The organism is Gottschalkiaceae bacterium SANA, from assembly GCA_036323355.1.
Classification (GTDB): domain Bacteria; phylum Bacillota; class Clostridia; order Tissierellales; family GPF-1; genus GPF-1.
On sequence record AP028876.1, the window covers coordinates 3,072,672 to 3,089,737 of the forward strand.

Genomic DNA, 17,066 nt, shown 5'->3' on the forward strand with positions numbered 1-17,066 from the left:
AACCACCCATGTTCTAATTATTTACTTAAATATCCTTCTAGCCAACCTTTTTATCGGTTTCCCGATCAAGTCTTTTTCATATTGATTCATTCCAAAGAACCACATTGAAACAAAAAACATGACAACATAAATAATTCCAAATCCAAAGAAGTTAAGTAGGCTATGAAGATCAAAGAAGTTATTAATAAGTAAACCAACAATTATCGGAATTATCAAAGCTGGAGTAAAACTTAATATCTGTTTCCAAAAAAGCTTCATATTCAAACCGACTTTTACATGGTTATACCAGTTCATTATAAAGCCATTTCCTATTATAAGTGCTCCACCAGTACCAATTGCTGCACCAATCCCACCATACATCTTCGCTAACGGAATAGTTATTCCTAAGTTAACAAGTGCAATGAAAAAATAAATCCATGATCTAAATTGATGCATATTTTTTGCTCTTTGTATTTCTATCCCTATATTTTGAATAAGTGGAATTGTAACAGGAATAATTAACAATAATACTATTGGATAAGAATCATCATAGTTTTTTCCTGCCCACATATTAATGAACGATCTTCCGAAGAAAATCAGACCACTTGAAATTAACGATAGTATAATAAACTGAATTCTACCTATTCTTATAAATAATTTCGTTAGTTCATCATTGCTATCAGAGTTTATAACTATCCTATGTATTCTTGGAATGAACACACTTGATATTGCTGAAGCAATTGATAAATAATAGATGTTCAACTGTGCTGCTAACCCATATATAGCAACGGAAACAGTTCCATGAAATCTTCCTAAAATGAGCTTGTCCACATTCCAGTTGATCTGATCAATCAACAGGTTTATAAAAATAAATGAAGAAAAAACAGTCATCTCCCTCATTAACTTAAAATCAAAATTCTTAAAAGAAAATTTCATTTTAAGTTTTTTAGTACAATACACTGCATTTATCACCTCAATAACAATGTTCAAAAAAGTGGTAGAAATAACCATACCCACTGATCCATAACCTAAAATTAAAAGTGGTAATACAACAAATGGATTAGCTATTGTTTTAATCATCTGTACTAGCTTTTGAAATACAAATTTTTCATTAGCTGTTATATGTGAGGTAAACACTATGTTTGGAAATGAGATTGCCAAATTAATTACTAAAATCATCATCAAAATTTTCGCTTTGAAAAGCTCTGTATTAGTTAGTTCTGACCCAAAAATCATTTCTGTATTAAACACTAATATTGTTCCTGCAACTACGGTTATTAATCCTAGAACAGAAAAAATAATTAAGAACATTCCATTCAAGGTAGCTATCATTGCGCTCTCATCTTCAGTCTTGTATCTTGAATAATAGCGCATATAAGCACTGCCGAATCCAAAATTTAAAATACCTAAATAAGCAACCACAGATGCTACTAAGTTATAAAGACCGTACTCACTTTGCCCCAATAACCTTAGCATTATCGGAGTATAAATTATAGAAACTAGATAACCTAGTCCCATTGATATATATGATAAGGTAGCTCCAGCTTTTAATTGATTAATCTCTTTTTTAAATTTCAAATTATATCACCTTTATTTAATGCTTCTAATAAATAATTATTAGATTTCTTCCTTTCATTTTCTAATATACATTGAAGGCTCTTATCGTCATTATTAAAAATATTTTCATTTTTAGGCACATAATTTCAAGGTCTATTTTCTATATAGTCAGTTCTTATTTCTTCGAAGTATATGAACCATTATTGAAGTATACAATAAGTTTATCATCACTCCACACGCCATTTGTATATATGATAATAAAAGTCCTGGTTTTATCTATTTAAAACTATTTGCTATTAAATACTCTTAATCTATAAACGAAATGTTTCGTTTTTCTGTTGCTATGCAACTACTGAGATAGTCAAATGAATGAGCCTTTAAATTATTAAACTCATCTGAATACTTCGCATAATTGATATCTTCAACCGACTCTATGTATTCTAGTTTTCTCCGATCTGCAGAACTGCAAAAATGATTAGGTGCATTAAACATAGAAGTCAATGAATGAATCCTAGATCCCATTCCATTTTTCCCAAGTCTATGAAAAGCGAAAAACTGTTTTTCGTAAATGGATGAGAAAGCACAGCAGTGAAAACTATCTGTAAAAACAGTATCAGCATACTTAATTAAGGATATGAAATCACCAGGATTAGCATCCTTCATTTGTATATCCCCAAAAAGTAAATCGCTCTTATTAATTCTAGATGGATGCGGTAACGTTACCAATTTTTTTTTATATTTCCTTGCGTATTCTCTAGAAATTTTACGTAATTCCCCATCATCCCCTATAAAATGACAAAATACATACGATTCTTCTACTAGGCGAACTGATGATACATTATCCCACTCTTCTCTCTCAAGTAGTAATGTCGGATCAAGTGTACAAAAAATTGGTTTTGAAGTAGCTTTAGCCAATAACTCGACTGCATCATTTTCTCTAACAGAAATATAATTGAAGTCTTCTATTTTTCTTTTGAATAATCCCAATTCTTCCGTTGTTAATTGCTTCTTTCCAAGACTCACTGCGTAAGCTATCTTTTTTTTCCCTAAAACAAAATCCAAGAAAAAAGCAGGTTGAAACGAATCAAGATTCCAAACCTGATCGCTACCCGTAATAAAGATATCATACATGTCTGTGCATTCTTTGATGTTATTTTCATCATAAACAACAGAACTGTGTGGAATCATATTTCTAAATTCAGCAATGGCTTTATGTCTTTTTTTAAACATTTTCCTGTTCAACGTCTGTCTTGAGTAATACAATACACTTCTAATTGTTCTCATTAGAAAGTTACCACGATTTAGAATTCTTGAAATTGAATTCTCATATGATATTTGCTCGCAATCATAGCCCATATTCTGTATAGCCTTGCACAACGCATAAGCTTGAAGAACTCCGCCATAATTAACCGAATTGTTATAAAAAGTAATTATTCCAACCTTCATAAAAGCCTCCTTCCCGCCGCTGACACTGGTAGCACAATTAGTATTGAGAATTCGGTGCTCAAAATTCACCATTTTAATTTGATTTGCTTAAGGAGAATTTACACTACAAAGCACAGTAAGGTAATTCATAGCTGCTATTCTTTGCTTTAATCGATAAAAAAATAGTGTAGGATTCATCTTTCAACTACAAATAAGTGGTTTAAAAACTACACACTAAAAAGGTTTTAACTACTCGCTAAATATATAGTAATTCAGTCAATATCTTTATCCTCAACTTTTAAAAATGAGGGTGCGCCGTGAAATTCATTTGTCCTGTTTGTAATTTATCGATGTACATAGGACTTTTTTCGTTGACACAATCATTGCTTCTCAAGAGATAGTTCCCCATTAGCTTATAAAGCAATTCTATATTTTTAACAATCCTATTCTTCCGTTAAAGCAATGATTCATTGATAACAACTATTTTGATGTAAGTATAAAATCCACAGAAAAATGTTGAGTACAATTCTGAAATCTCTAGAAGATATCGTATCTATTACCGTTGCTAATCCTAAATGGATTAAAGCTATAAAGATAATACATGGGATGAGAGATTTTAAATGAATTTGTAATCTTTTCGTCTAAGTTTAGTCACTGGTAGTTCTATGCCCGATAACCTATTCGTATTCTTCGTGAATACACTAGTCGCTCTAAACTTATTTTTGTTAAAGTAGTTAAAAAACAGGTTTCGGAATGTCCATACTGTTTGTAATGTTGCCCTTGATAATGTCGTACTGACATGTTTAGCAAATCCACCTCATGTATAGCGGACTATTAAATCTCGGTGGATATCATCTGACCGAGAAACAGACGAAACGTATGTTATAAATCCTCATATCTAAAATATATTCAGCAATAAAATATAGCATTTGACGAAGACTGGATAGAAGTGTGATTCCTTACTCTAATGCTATTTAGCTACTTTGTACTATTACCAAAATTGATAAATTTTATGAAATACCATCCTCTGAGATAGATATATCAATTTGCTAACTTAAAACACGTATGATGTTGAGTTGGTTTAACTTCAAGTAATAATAAATCCGTGGGAATTTTATCTGCTGGAGTTTTCCTTAAACATACATTGGTACAGATTCCCATACATCCTTAAAATCTACCGATTGAACTTACGACAAAATATCGGTCCTGATAAACTGAAATTGATATATTTCTATTACAATTCCGCTTGACTTAACCGTTCTATTTTATTAAATCTCTTATAAATCATAATTTAGTATGTCTATTTTAATGACTATTCAAGTTGTTTCATGCTTGCTCCACGATTTTCGTTTAGATTTAATCCGGTAATAGATATTGAATGATAGAAAAACTAAATCATAGCAGTGCATCTTGAGCATAAGCAAAACCATTTTATTTACTGGTCCAAATATATCTTTATAATTAGTATGTTTAATTCCCCGTAAGCACAACATGTTTTTCAAATCAATCTTACACAAATCTAGGCATTCCCTATATTTCTTCTCACCATTTAAATTCTGATGGATATATGTTATTACTATTAAGAACGTTTTTAACACAATATCTATATTTTGATACCGGAATAGTTTTTTTGATAAATTGTGCTTTTGAATAACGCTATCATATACACTCAACGATTTTATAATTCTCTGAGATCTACCAGTAAGTCTCCGGCTTGCTGAATCCGAACGTTTTCTGACATGATATACAGGATAATTATAGAATAATGCTGATTTTATTTTGCAAATCACTTCGAAATTAAAAAATCCGTCCTCATTATCTTTTATACCTACCGGAAATAATATATTATTGCTTATAAGCAGCTCTCTTCTATAAATCTTGGCGCATTGCGAAGTTAAACGTAGATTACATTGCATTTTTTCTGGAGAATACTCAATATTATTGAATCTGCATCTTCCTAAAAAATCGTAGCGATAATCATCCATTGAATAATAGCATACTTCTGACTCCAGAATCTTACATTTAGATATATTTTCACTACAGAATGTTAATATGATCAAATCCGTTGAATTATCAATCTTACTAAATGCCTGTTCGACTGCATCTAGTTCAATCCAATCATCTGAATCAACAAACATAATCCAATCAGCTGTGGCACCATTTATACCAACATTCCGCGCGACAGATACGCCTGAATTATTTTGATGAAAAACCCTTACACGTGAATCTTTCTTTTCATACTGATCACATAAAAACCCGCTGTTATCCATACTTCCATCGTCTACTAGTATAATCTCAATATTTGATAAAGTTTGGCGAATTATACTTTCAACACAAGTCTCTATATAGTCTTCGGCGTTGTAAACAGGGACAATTATACTTACCAATGGCTTCATTATATTGCTCCATCCTATTTATCTATTTACATACATTTTTGCATAGTAGTTTTGATATTCACCAGAAATAATATCCTCCCACCACAATTTATTATGTAAGTACCAGTCAATAGTCTTATTAATTCCGACAAAAAACTTTGTTTCAGGCAACCATCCAAGTTCATTATGTATTTTTTTAGGATCTATGGCATAACGCATATCATGACCTTTTCGATCTGCCACATATGTTATAAGACTTTCTGGTTTCCCGAGTTTTTTGCAGATCAATTTAACAATATCAATGTTTTTCATTTCATTGTGTCCACCAAGATTATAAACCTCGCCAACTCTACCACTATGAATAATTAAGTCTATCGCTTTACAATGATCTTCTACATAAAGCCAATCACGGACATTCTCACCTTTCCCATATACAGGAATCGGCTTATTATTTAATGCGTTAGCAATTACTAACGGTATTAGTTTTTCAGGAAAATGGTATGGCCCATAGTTGTTAGAGCATCGCGAAATAGATACTGGTAGCCCAAACGTTCTATTATATGCCTGAACAAGCAGATCTGCTGATGCCTTTGAAGCTGAATATGGACTGCTTGTCTGAATGGGAGTTGTTTCCGTAAAAAGTAAATCTGGTTTATCCAATGGTAAATCACCATAAACCTCATCCGTGGAAACCTGATGATATCGAATTATACCATATTTACGACACGCATCCATCATAACCTGTGTTCCTAAAATATTGGTTTGCAAAAACACTTCAGGATTTTCAATTGACCTATCAACATGTGACTCTGCAGCAAAATTTACTACGATATCTGGTTTTTCGGTTTCAAAAATCTCATAGATAGCTTTTCTATCACAAATATCCGTCTTATAAAAGGTGAATTTAGGATTATGCAAAACAGGTGTAAGCGTAGATAGATTACCTGCATAAGTTAACTTATCAACGCAAATAATTCGATACTCCGGATGTGCTTTTATCATATGAAAAATAAAATTTGAGCCTATAAACCCAGCTCCTCCAGTAACAAGAATAGTCATATTTTTTCTCCTTAATCTTGAAATACGAAATTGCAATCACTATCATCTAACCAGGGAGATTTGATGTCCTTCTCTGAAAGAAATACATTATCAGTACCCCAATCGATCCCAATTGACGGGTCATCATAGCGAATTCCTCTATCACATTCCTTACTAAAATGATTATCACAACGATAAACAAATGTTACGTCGTCTGTAAGAGTAATGAACGCGTGTCCAAAACCCTGCGGAATATAAAATTGGCGTTTATTGTCAGCAGACAGTTCTGCACATACCCATTTCCTATAAGTTGGTGATCCTTTTCTCAGATCAACCGCATAGTCCATAACTGCACCCGTTACAACCCTTACCAGCTTAGCCTGTGCCATAGGGTTCTGCTGAAAATGGATTCCACGGATTGTCCCTTTTTTCTGTGTGAAACTCTGATTATCCTGAATAAAACTAACATTCAGTCCTATTTCTTCAAAATTTCTGGTAGACCAAGTTTCCATAAAATACCCACGTGAGTCCCCAAAAACCCGTGGCTCGATAATACAAACCCCCTCTACCTCTTTATCTATACGTTTCACTTTTCTTCCCTCCTAATGTCTTGAACTTTCCCCTCAAGCACTCTTTTTAAATATTCTCCATACGGAGATTTTCCATATTTATTAACCGAACTTTCAAGCTCATGTTCGTCTACCCATCCATTTCGATAGGCAATTTCCTCCAATACCGAAATTTTAATTCCCTGGCGTTTTTCAACCATCTGTACAAACGTCGTTGCATCTACGAGGCTGTCCATCGTTCCCGTATCCAACCACGCAAATCCTCTGCCAAGTAACTGCGCAGTCAAATTTTCTTCCTGTAGATAGATATCATTCAGCGTTGTTATTTCAAGTTCTCCACGAGCAGATGGCTTAACCTTTTTCGCCATCTCCGATACGCCTCTGGGATAGAAATATAAACCGGTTATACAATAATTACTCTTCGGATGTTGAGGCTTTTCTTCAACTGAAAGAACGTTCCCAAACTTATCAAACTCAACTATTCCAAAGCGCTCTGGATCATTAACATAGTACCCAAAAATTGTGGCTACTCCATTTTCTGCATTCTTTGCTGTACTTTTGAGAATATGGCTAAAACCATTGCCATAATATATATTGTCGCCCAAAATCATCGCACATGGTTCATCACCTATAAATTCTTCTCCGATGATAAAAGCTTGAGCCAATCCATCTGGAGAAGGCTGCACTTTATACGAGAGAGAGATTCCGTACTGACTACCATCACCTAACAATCGTTCAAAATTTGTAAGATCTTGTGGTGTCGCTATGATAAGAATATCTCTTATTCCTGCTAGCATTAGCGTAGACAAGGGATAATAAATCATCGGCTTGTCATAAATTGGAAGTAGCTGTTTGCTTGTCACAATGGTCAAAGGGTATAAGCGCGTACCCGAACCACCAGCCAATATAATACCTTTCATATAAAACCTCCTCCCCTCAGGGGTTTATTTTATTTCTTCATATATTCTTATGAATTTTCTCCAATGCTTTTCAGGATTAAAATCTCTTTCACATTTTTCCTTAGCATTCATTCCAAGTTCTTTACAAAAGTTCTTATCCTCATATAGTCTCCGTATACATTTCGCTATCTGCTTAGGATTCTTAGGTTCAAAAAGAAGTCCTGTTTTTTCATTCTCAACTATTTCCGCCAAACTTCCAAGGCTTGATGCAATAACTGGTTTTCCATGTGAGTAGGCTTCTATCACTGTATTAGGCGAATTCTCATACCAAATAGCAGGACAAGCCACGCACATGGCTTCGGCTGTGATTTTTTCGAGTTTCTCCCCGTGAACAAAGCCCACAAAATTAATTCTATCCTCAAGCTTGTATTCCTCTATTACTTTTATAAGCTCAGCACCACAGTTCTCTTTATTTCCTGTTAAGACTACAGTAACCGGTATATCTTTTAGGAAGCGTAACGCCTTAACAACATAGATAAATCCCTTTTCAGGTGAACACCTGCCAAGACACAGCACATAGTTCATATGATTATAAAATGGTTTTATGTTTGAACAATCAATAAATGTTGGATTCACATAAACTTTTTCAGTAGGAAAATATCCCGATTCAACGATCTTTTCTGCTGTGAATTTAGGAGGCATAATGACCGCATCAACCAAGCTATATTTCTTATGCTTCCTAGCATAAGAAAGTGACATCATTCTCAATAGCGAAAGAGATCTGGATCCTTTGACGCATCTATGCTTTAGCATGCGACTGTAGTCACCATGAATACATTCCTCACATACATCCCCATCTCTTAACAAAGTATTACAGCCACATATTAGCCGAAAATCAGACAGTCGAAGAATTATTGGAATATCGGCTTCGTGAGCAGCTTTAAAAAAATCAGTAGCCAGCGAACCAGGAATCAAACAATAAAGCAAATCGGGATTTTCGTCTTCTATAAGTTTCTTGAGGTTACTATATGCTTCATAATTATGAAATTGATGGAAAATTCCTGAAAGGGTACCTTTTATAGATAGTTTGGATTTGTCAAATGTTCCTAAGTTATCTCTATTATTCGAACTAACGAAATAGCTAGAATATTGTGTTTCATAATTATTGACGTTATCAATTGAAAAAGGGATAACATCACACCCTTTAGACTCTGCCAATTTTTTAAATTTAAACATATACCTTTCAGGACCACCTTGAATATAATACTTATAATGAACAAGAATTATCTTCATAACATTCTCCGATTCCTAATTAATTTTGCCGGAACCCCACCATATATTGAATAAGCAGGAATATCTTTATTAACTACGGCACCCGCAGCTATAATTGAACCTTCACCAATATGAACACCATCAAGAACTGTTGAATTAGCACCAAGCCAACAATTTTGTCCTATAACAACGCCTTTTCGAGTCGTACCCTGCTTTTTGATTAGCTGATCAACATCATTCGCAATATGATTTTCACTTATCAATGTAAAATGTGGGCCAATTATTGTGTCACTTCCTATAACAACTTTTCCTCTTACAGAAATATATGCATAGGGGGATATTCCAACATTATCACCAATTACCAACGATTCACCTAATTCTTCAATGACACCAGTACATTCAATTGTACTATTTCTACCAATAGTACATAATTTACCAATCCGCACACCTTTCCGACTCAGAGCATCTATATAACAGCCCTCGTAGATTGTCGTTCCAGATCCACAGCTCAAGCTTTTACCATTTTTAATTATTACATTTTTGCCGACAAACAAGATCTTGCCCGATTTATCTATTATAGTCTTCTTAAAAATACCACGCATAAGCATAAAGCCACGCGCAAAGACAACAGAAATAAGCTGAATACAAGAAAGACTTTCATCAATGGTATAGTTTGTTTTTTTTATTTTCCTTATTATATACTCAATTTTTTTTTTCACTTTTTGCCTACTTTCAGTTTATATAACACTTTTTTACCTAAAATTTACTTACTATCTCTAATTAATGCATATGGTACTCCACATGCCAAATAATAAATCGTGTTTATTTCATAAGAGAAATGCGGAATTCCACTTAACGAATATAAAATGACAAACGTTTGAAAAAAAACAGACCACACTATAATCAATTGTTTGTATAAATCTTGCTTTTCTTTATTATTGATAAATAAATCCAGTTCTTTCATGCTCAGAGAATAAGACTTAATAAGAATAGTAATATTGATAAAAAATCCTACAGCTCCTAACTCACATAACCATTGAAGATAGTCATTATGTACACCTGCATAAACTGCATTCTTTGTTAGCGACAAGGAATTTACAGAAAAAGCGCCATATCCGATACCAAATATTGGGTGTTCTTTAAAGATGTTTATCGCTCTTTTCCAAAGAAATAGTCTACCGCTACTTAAATCACCATAAACTTTTTTTTGTGCGAATCTAGTAATTATATTCCCAACAAATGGAAAAACCTCTATAGAAATAGCAAAAAACAAACTTCCGAAAAATACCAAGAGAAGAAGATTTCTGATTTTTATTGACAAAGACCTTGATGTGTAAAGGTAAACTAAAACAATAGATGATATGCCAAACAATGTGTGTCCAAGTTTACCTGTACTAAACAATATCACGAGCAATGCCGCTGAAAAACACCAAAGAAAGCCTTTATGTTTATCACTTCTAACAATTATGCTACTCATTGTAACAGTTAGCCCAACTACGCAAAAATATGCGTTTCTTCCTATCCCACTCCCGAGACCAGTCATTGTTCCAGCTACATATAGATCGCTATTCATTACTCTCAAGGAGCGAATAATTATTATAAATGCATTTGGGGAAATAATGCATATGATATTAACGATCAAGTTTATAAATGAAAATAGCAGAATAGCGACTAAAACACCCTTATAGTTTTGGGGATTATCTCGTAAAAGAAACATAGCAATCCAACCTAAAATAAAAAAAGCAGTTGAAATATTAGCATATCCAGGATCTCTATGGACCAAAAACAGAAGTAGTAACAGCAGCCAGTAAATATCTCTTGTATAAAAAATCAGACCACGCTTTAATATCAATCTCTTAATCACAATGACTCCAATTAGCATAATTGCGATTACAAAAGATATTTCTTTATTAATTAGATTAATACTATGGCAAAGAGCAATTACGGTTATGAAAAAAGCAGTAAAGCTTTCAATTGATACGCGTTTTGCTTTATTTAATATGAGCACAATACAACTCCTCGTATTTTTAAAGTTTCTAGTACCAATTGAGCGTTCTAACCCATTCTGCAGTCGCTGTAATTGCTTCTTTAAAATTTGTTCTTGCTAAATATCCTGTGTCTCTATATAGTTTGTGAGTGTCCATGCAAGAATAGTCCATATAAAAGTCCTCATGATATTTTCCGAAATTTATCTTTGCTTCAGGTGCCAAAATATCTCTTACTTCTGAAATAATTTCCTTAAGTGGCCTACGACTTCTATTTCCAATATAGTACAATTCATCAGGTTTCCCCTGTTCTCCGGCAAGCTTTAGCCCATCCACTGCATCATCAATATAGTTCCAGTCGTACATATGATTACCTTCTGTGAGATTAAGATCTTGGCCCTTTAATAATTGATTAATAAATAAATTAGAAGATCGATGAGACATGTCACCTGGACCAAATGTATTTGCGAACGCGATGCTGATAAATGGAATATCTTGTTGTGTAGCAACTGCTTGTGCCAATAATCTAGCTGCGTGTTTTGCACTTCCATAGACATTACAGCAACCACCTTCGTTATGTGAAAGGTTGCTTCCCTCTTTGATCATATATTCAGAAAGTGAACTTGCAAACAAAAACTTCTTACTTCCAATTTTTTTAGCTTCGACAATTGCATCACAAAGAGGTTTTATATTTTTAACTTGCTCCTTGTAATCATTAGTGGCCTTTCCGTAACCATCCCATGCAAGATAGTAGAAAATATCAAAACAAATATTTTCATAGACCATAGACGATAGGGAATCAAAATCATCAAACGATGTGCAAATAACCTTGAGATTTTTATATTGCTTTTCTAAAGCATTTAGTTTTTCTACATGAGGAACAAAGGCCGTAACACTATCACCATTTTCTAAATAGCGTTTCGTAAGATGCTGGCCTATAAATCCAGATGCACCAATTATTGCTATATTCATCATTATGCCTCCTTGTTTAATTCGGATACCTAGAAAACAACATACAGAAAGTATCATTATATCGCTCTGCTATCAGTTTCCAGTTAAAATATTTTCTCATTCTTATTTTTGCCTTAGCACCAAGCTTTTTCCTTTGCTCCTCGTTCATGGCATCACATTGAAGAAGCAATTCATGTAGTGGATGATTATTTTCATCAAAATAAATCGCAGTGTCTGCCGCCCCTTCTCTACTAAAGACACAATCCCTAACAAGATTGACATTTGTAGTAGACAAAGATTCTAACAAGCCAGGATTCGTTCCTCCAAGCGTATGTCCATTTATATATCCCCTTGAATTGCTACGTAATACTTTCAATATATCTTTGTCATATACCGTCCCGACAAATTTAATACGCTCATCCTTCTCAAATGGTACCGTCTTAGCTATTTCGGCATAGATTTTGTTTTCTCGTTCAATGTTTGAAACAACAATAAAGTCCGCATCCGTTTTGCTTTTTACGAATTCGCTAAGAATTAATTCATAGCTATTCTCACGTACAAATCTGTTGATTATCAAATAGTACTTTCCTGATACAATTCCATGTGAAGCAAAATACTGTCTAGCCTTGTTGTTCATTATGTAATCGTCTGGTATTTGCTCATATGTACCATAATGAATTGAACTCATATTATCTTTTTTCTTTGGGCATATCTTGGTATATACTTCTTGCATTGCAAAGCAATCACATATAATATATCTGCAGGCATTTGCTAACATTAGATGCGAGATATAGACGTACAACGCTATTAGTGGGTTGCTCTCTCTCTTCCACTCTAGTCCCGCAGGATTATGGACAAGTATGTATCCCATTTTCTTTATCTGATTACGTTTTAACCAGAATAAACTTCCAATACGAGCCCCCATTACATATAATATAGGATTCTCAAAACCATACTTTTCTTTTAATTTTTTCAGCATCTTCAATGCTTTGAAATCACAAAAAATCATTTCAAAATGGTTTTTTGAAGGAATAAAAATTCTTATACATGTTACGCCGTTTACAATGAATTCGCCAGCTTCGTTTTTGTTATGCACTAATTCAAAAACATAAAAATGGACATCTGGATGTTGCCAATTATCAATCACATTTCTGACTAGTGTTTCCCAGCCACCATAACCTTGACTATATCCTCTGCAGCCAAAGAATATAACATCTTTTTTCATAATCGTTTCTCCAATTCTTTCCTAACTCGCTTAAGCCCCTGAATCGTAAATGCAAACCAAGGAAGCGGATCGTCAAAAGCAAAAGTATGGTCTTTTGTGTTCTTTATACTAAACCAAGACGGTATGCTTTTAAATCTATTAGGTGATTTTAAAAACCAAAGTGTATCCGTTTGTGAACAACGCAATCTTTGACCAATTTTATAGCTATTGAACTCAATAACCTCTTCACCGTATGCTAGTTCAATCATTTGCTTGGCCTGGTCCACACCTGCCACAAAACAAATTTTCACACTTCCTGAAACCCTCGGATTGATCTCCATAATTTTGGCAACATTATCTCTAGGATCCTGTATAAGATCAATGTCTGCCGGCCCCCTCCAATTAATCGCTTTAAGGAGTTTAGTGCATGAATCCACAATATCTGGTCTATCCACAGTGATATTTAACGTGCTTGAACCACCAGTTACTGGAAACCAACGATTTTTGCTAAAAACGAGTGCCGTTTTTACTTCATTATTTTGATCTATGAACATCGCGCACTCATACTGCGCGTCCGATTGTGGAATATATTCTTGAAACACATAATTCTCAATAGACTCCGCAGATTCAATAAACATCTCTTTTAATACGTCAACGTTATCAAGCTTTTTGAATCCTATAGCGCCATAACCTACTCGAGGCTTCATAACTATTGGGAACTCAATGCCACAATTTACTATATCACCAATATTTTTCACATCTGAAACGGTTAGTGGACAAGGAATTGCTTCTTTCATACAAACTTCCATAGTACGCTGTTTATCACCAGCTAACTCATAAATATCCCAATCATTTGATGCAACGTTTATGTATTTTGAAAACTCCAATTTATTTTTCGAAAGTAAGCATGCCGAAAAATCAACAGTTGGAACAACCACATCATAATTACCAGTCATTAAAAGTTCTCTAACCTGCCGAGTTGTCTCTTTAACTTTTTCTCTATCACAGACACCCAAGTATTTATGATGTGTATACCGAGATGCATAAGCAACATCAAACTTGGAGGAACAGAGTGCTGTCACTTCACATCCAAGTTTATTGAACGCCTTTATTAAAGGCAAGCTCTGCCTAGCATAACCTTCAAGCACTAGAACCCGTATTCCTTTATAATCCATTACCTTATTCATCTCTTATTCACTCCGTAGCGGATGAACCGCTTTATTTAATAAGTATGTATATTTATTATCACCCATAAGTCTCTTAAGAACGGCATAAACACAATTCATCATCCACCTAGGAAATCGAAGGACCATCCTCGCTCTTCCTTCTGCTTTTTCAGCACTTATGTATAGAGAAGTCTTCATGTTTTCTGGATCTTTGATTATCTTTATATCATTCTTTGCTTCTTCTGAACACCAGCCAATCATTGCAGCTACTGCACCATTTATGTTGAGAATCTCATATTCAGTCCCTTTTCCGATTTGATATGCAATATTAGGATATTTCAAGTAATAGCGTTTTTGAATATCCCGCTTTATCTTGTCTGTATAAATTGGCGAAAAACGAAAAATGCTATAATGAGCAAGCTTTTTACATTCAACTTCAGCCATCATCTTTGATTTGCCATAATTAGAAACAGGATGAAGTTCTGTCTGAGCATTAACCACTCCATTTGTAAAACCGAATACATCAATAGTACTAATAAACAACACTGGTCTTTTCCCAACCGCTTCGAAGAGGTTCTTTGCACACTTCACATTAAGATGATAATAGTCCAGCCATGAGTATTCTTTCCCATCAGTGGCATGAGCAAGGGCTGCAAGATGAATAATGCGGTCAACCTGATAATTTGCTATTATTCTCTTTATGGATTCTTTGTCTGCAAGATCTACTTCATGGAAATAATAGTTGCTACTACAAATCTTATCATTCCTTCGATCTAAACCAACCACATCATATTTTTCGTCCAGCAAACTCTTTACAAGGTGACTACCGATCATTCCTTTTGAACCTGTGACTAATATTGTTTGTTTCTTCATAATTCATCCCTCACGCCAAAATCAGCTTTCTACTAAATAATCATATGTTGAATATGCTTTCCCACCCAAATCATATTTATACTTTTCATCCCCCTTGGATAAATCAAGTACCGGAACTCCGTATTCTTTCTTGAGTATCTTCATTGTCTCATTTATAAGTAAATAACCCGGCGAATACTTATAGTACTCATCATTTATAGCCAACCGTGGAACTATAACATATCTTCTATTTCTGTCTACATATCCACCCCAAAATGCAGCGACTTGACCATTAATTTTTAAAACAGCATACATACCTTCCTCAAGTTTTCTAAATCCTATGGTATTGTAATGATAATGACGTAAAAACCATTCCTGTATTTTTACGTTATAACGCAAGCCATAGTTGTTTTTTCTCCGCTTAATATATACATCCATTATTTCGTTCGATTCTTTTAAAGTGACATTTCCAGAAGAATAGAGATTAAAATCATATTCAAGACCATCTTTTTTTATTCGATTATAAGCTGTACGAATATTCTGACGAACACTTTTGCTTAAATTTGTAAAATAATGGTCATAATCATTTTCACACTCTATCGCAACATTTATATTGTTTTTAATTTCAATATTATTATCTTTTAAAGCATCGTTAAGATAGGTTTCTTCCGGCACACGATAAAATCTAATTCTTTTTAACCTTTTATACAAGAGTTTCATGCATTCATCAAATTGTTCTATACTTAATTCGTTTCCATAAACAAAATTTTGAAATGCTAAGTCAGCTATAGCACCAAACGACGTATAATATGCGCCGTTTCTTGCATAGCGTTTGCACATTGGGGCAATTGCCACACACTTTTCATTTTCGTAAAAGGCATAAAATCGAGGAAATTCTTTTCTCTCAATCGTAAAGAACAAATAATGATGAAGAACATTTTGAACTATGTCATAGTACTGGAAAATTTTAGTGCTTGAGTTTTCACTTTCAAATCTTAACCAATCACTTTCTATTTTTTTGAAACTTACTCGTTTCATCTTCATATGAATTCACCTCTTGACATCTAATACCAATTGAAATCAAATATCATTTTTTGCTTGATTTTTTTCAAGTGTTGTCTACTGTTTCCGAAATCTTAGTCGTTTCAACCAACTCGTCATATATTTTCTTCGGTTCTTTCTTCGCGACCCTGTAAATCACGCATACAACGGTGAACCAAATCATTTTTATGTCGTATCTGAAAGACCTTGCTGTTAAGTAGTACAAATCAAGCTTCAGTCTTGTCGGTAGAACCTTCTGGTTATATTCTCCTTCTTTCTCAAACTGATCGCCATAGATATAATCATAAAGAGCCGACGGTCCGGACAGACCAGGCACAAGATTTGCAACAACGGCATTCTCTCCTGTTCTTGTGATATCAACTTGTTCAAAGGCAGCAGGACGCGGACCAATAACGCTCATGTCTCCATTAAATACATTCAGTAACTGAGGAAGTTCATCAATTTTTGTATCTCTCATCACTTTTCCCCAAAAGAAAATGCGGTCAACATCCGGTCTCAAACTCTTCTCATTTGTGCTCTTATCAATCTTCATCGAACGAAACTTAAACATTCTGAAAACCTTGTTGTCTTTTCCTACTCGCTTTGCCATATAGAACACAGGTCCGGGATCAGATACTTCGATACCTATGATTGCAATCAGCCAAATTGGAGAAAGCACAATCAGCGCAATACCAGAAGCGCATATATCAAATAATCTTTTAATAACTCTATAAAAAAGCATCTTTCTAATTA

At 34.1% G+C, this 17,066-nt stretch carries 15 protein-coding genes; all 15 read right to left on the bottom strand.

Annotation, left to right across the window (positions count from 1 at the left end; translation table 11 throughout):
- Nucleotides 1–21 precede the first annotated feature (21 nt).
- The 15 genes from AC25CA_RS14915 to AC25CA_RS14985 all read right to left on the bottom strand — a co-directional run bounded on the left by AC25CA_RS14915 (nucleotide 22) and on the right by AC25CA_RS14985 (nucleotide 17,055).
- On the bottom strand, nucleotides 22–1,557 hold the full coding sequence (locus tag AC25CA_RS14915) for a lipopolysaccharide biosynthesis protein (protein ID WP_486814631.1): 1,536 nt from the start codon (nucleotides 1,555–1,557) through the stop codon (nucleotides 22–24).
- A 285-nt stretch (nucleotides 1,558–1,842) separates the two neighbouring features.
- Complete coding sequence (locus tag AC25CA_RS14920; RefSeq protein ID WP_486814632.1) at nucleotides 1,843–2,982, bottom strand: polysaccharide pyruvyl transferase family protein; 1,140 nt, start codon at nucleotides 2,980–2,982, stop codon at nucleotides 1,843–1,845.
- Nucleotides 2,983–4,277: 1,295 nt separating this feature from the next.
- Entirely contained in the window at nucleotides 4,278–5,357 is a 1,080-nt protein-coding gene (locus AC25CA_RS14925; RefSeq protein ID WP_486814633.1) for a glycosyltransferase family 2 protein, read from the bottom strand.
- An 18-nt stretch (nucleotides 5,358–5,375) separates the two neighbouring features.
- Entirely contained in the window at nucleotides 5,376–6,395 is a 1,020-nt protein-coding gene (gene rfbB, locus AC25CA_RS14930) for a dTDP-glucose 4,6-dehydratase (RefSeq protein WP_486814634.1), read from the bottom strand.
- Between the two features lie 11 nt (nucleotides 6,396–6,406).
- Entirely contained in the window at nucleotides 6,407–6,964 is a 558-nt protein-coding gene (gene rfbC, locus AC25CA_RS14935) for a dTDP-4-dehydrorhamnose 3,5-epimerase (protein ID WP_486814635.1), read from the bottom strand.
- The gene (gene rfbA, locus AC25CA_RS14940) at nucleotides 6,961–7,863 is read right to left on the bottom strand and encodes a glucose-1-phosphate thymidylyltransferase RfbA (protein WP_486814636.1); all 903 of its coding nucleotides are present in this window, start codon (nucleotides 7,861–7,863) and stop codon (nucleotides 6,961–6,963) included. The genes rfbC and rfbA overlap by 4 nt, the downstream gene beginning before the upstream one ends.
- Nucleotides 7,864–7,887: 24 nt before the next feature.
- The gene (locus tag AC25CA_RS14945; protein WP_486814637.1) at nucleotides 7,888–9,135 is read right to left on the bottom strand and encodes a glycosyltransferase family 4 protein; all 1,248 of its coding nucleotides are present in this window, start codon (nucleotides 9,133–9,135) and stop codon (nucleotides 7,888–7,890) included.
- Entirely contained in the window at nucleotides 9,132–9,833 is a 702-nt protein-coding gene (locus tag AC25CA_RS14950) for an acyltransferase (RefSeq protein ID WP_486814638.1), read from the bottom strand. Before AC25CA_RS14950 ends, AC25CA_RS14945 begins: the two co-directional genes overlap by 4 nt.
- 44 nt (nucleotides 9,834–9,877) lie before the next feature.
- On the bottom strand, nucleotides 9,878–11,122 hold the full coding sequence (locus tag AC25CA_RS14955; protein ID WP_486814639.1) for an O-antigen ligase family protein: 1,245 nt from the start codon (nucleotides 11,120–11,122) through the stop codon (nucleotides 9,878–9,880).
- Nucleotides 11,123–11,150: 28 nt separating this feature from the next.
- Nucleotides 11,151–12,074 carry an NAD-dependent epimerase/dehydratase family protein gene (locus tag AC25CA_RS14960; protein WP_486814640.1) on the bottom strand — a complete coding sequence of 308 codons (924 nt, stop codon included), beginning with the start codon at nucleotides 12,072–12,074 and terminating at the stop codon, nucleotides 11,151–11,153.
- 13 nt (nucleotides 12,075–12,087) lie between these two features.
- On the bottom strand, nucleotides 12,088–13,275 hold the full coding sequence (locus AC25CA_RS14965) for a DUF1972 domain-containing protein (RefSeq protein ID WP_486814641.1): 1,188 nt from the start codon (nucleotides 13,273–13,275) through the stop codon (nucleotides 12,088–12,090).
- Nucleotides 13,272–14,441 carry a carboxylate--amine ligase gene (locus tag AC25CA_RS14970; protein ID WP_486814642.1) on the bottom strand — a complete coding sequence of 390 codons (1,170 nt, stop codon included), beginning with the start codon at nucleotides 14,439–14,441 and terminating at the stop codon, nucleotides 13,272–13,274. Before AC25CA_RS14970 ends, AC25CA_RS14965 begins: the two co-directional genes overlap by 4 nt.
- Nucleotides 14,442–14,444: 3 nt before the next feature.
- Nucleotides 14,445–15,293 (bottom strand): NAD-dependent epimerase/dehydratase family protein, encoded by an 849-nt coding sequence (locus tag AC25CA_RS14975; RefSeq protein WP_486814643.1) that lies wholly within the window; start codon nucleotides 15,291–15,293, stop codon nucleotides 14,445–14,447.
- 21 nt (nucleotides 15,294–15,314) lie between these two features.
- On the bottom strand, nucleotides 15,315–16,316 hold the full coding sequence (locus tag AC25CA_RS14980; protein WP_486814644.1) for a GNAT family N-acetyltransferase: 1,002 nt from the start codon (nucleotides 16,314–16,316) through the stop codon (nucleotides 15,315–15,317).
- Between the two features lie 64 nt (nucleotides 16,317–16,380).
- Nucleotides 16,381–17,055 (bottom strand): sugar transferase, encoded by a 675-nt coding sequence (locus AC25CA_RS14985; protein WP_486814645.1) that lies wholly within the window; start codon nucleotides 17,053–17,055, stop codon nucleotides 16,381–16,383.
- Nucleotides 17,056–17,066 lie beyond the last annotated feature (11 nt).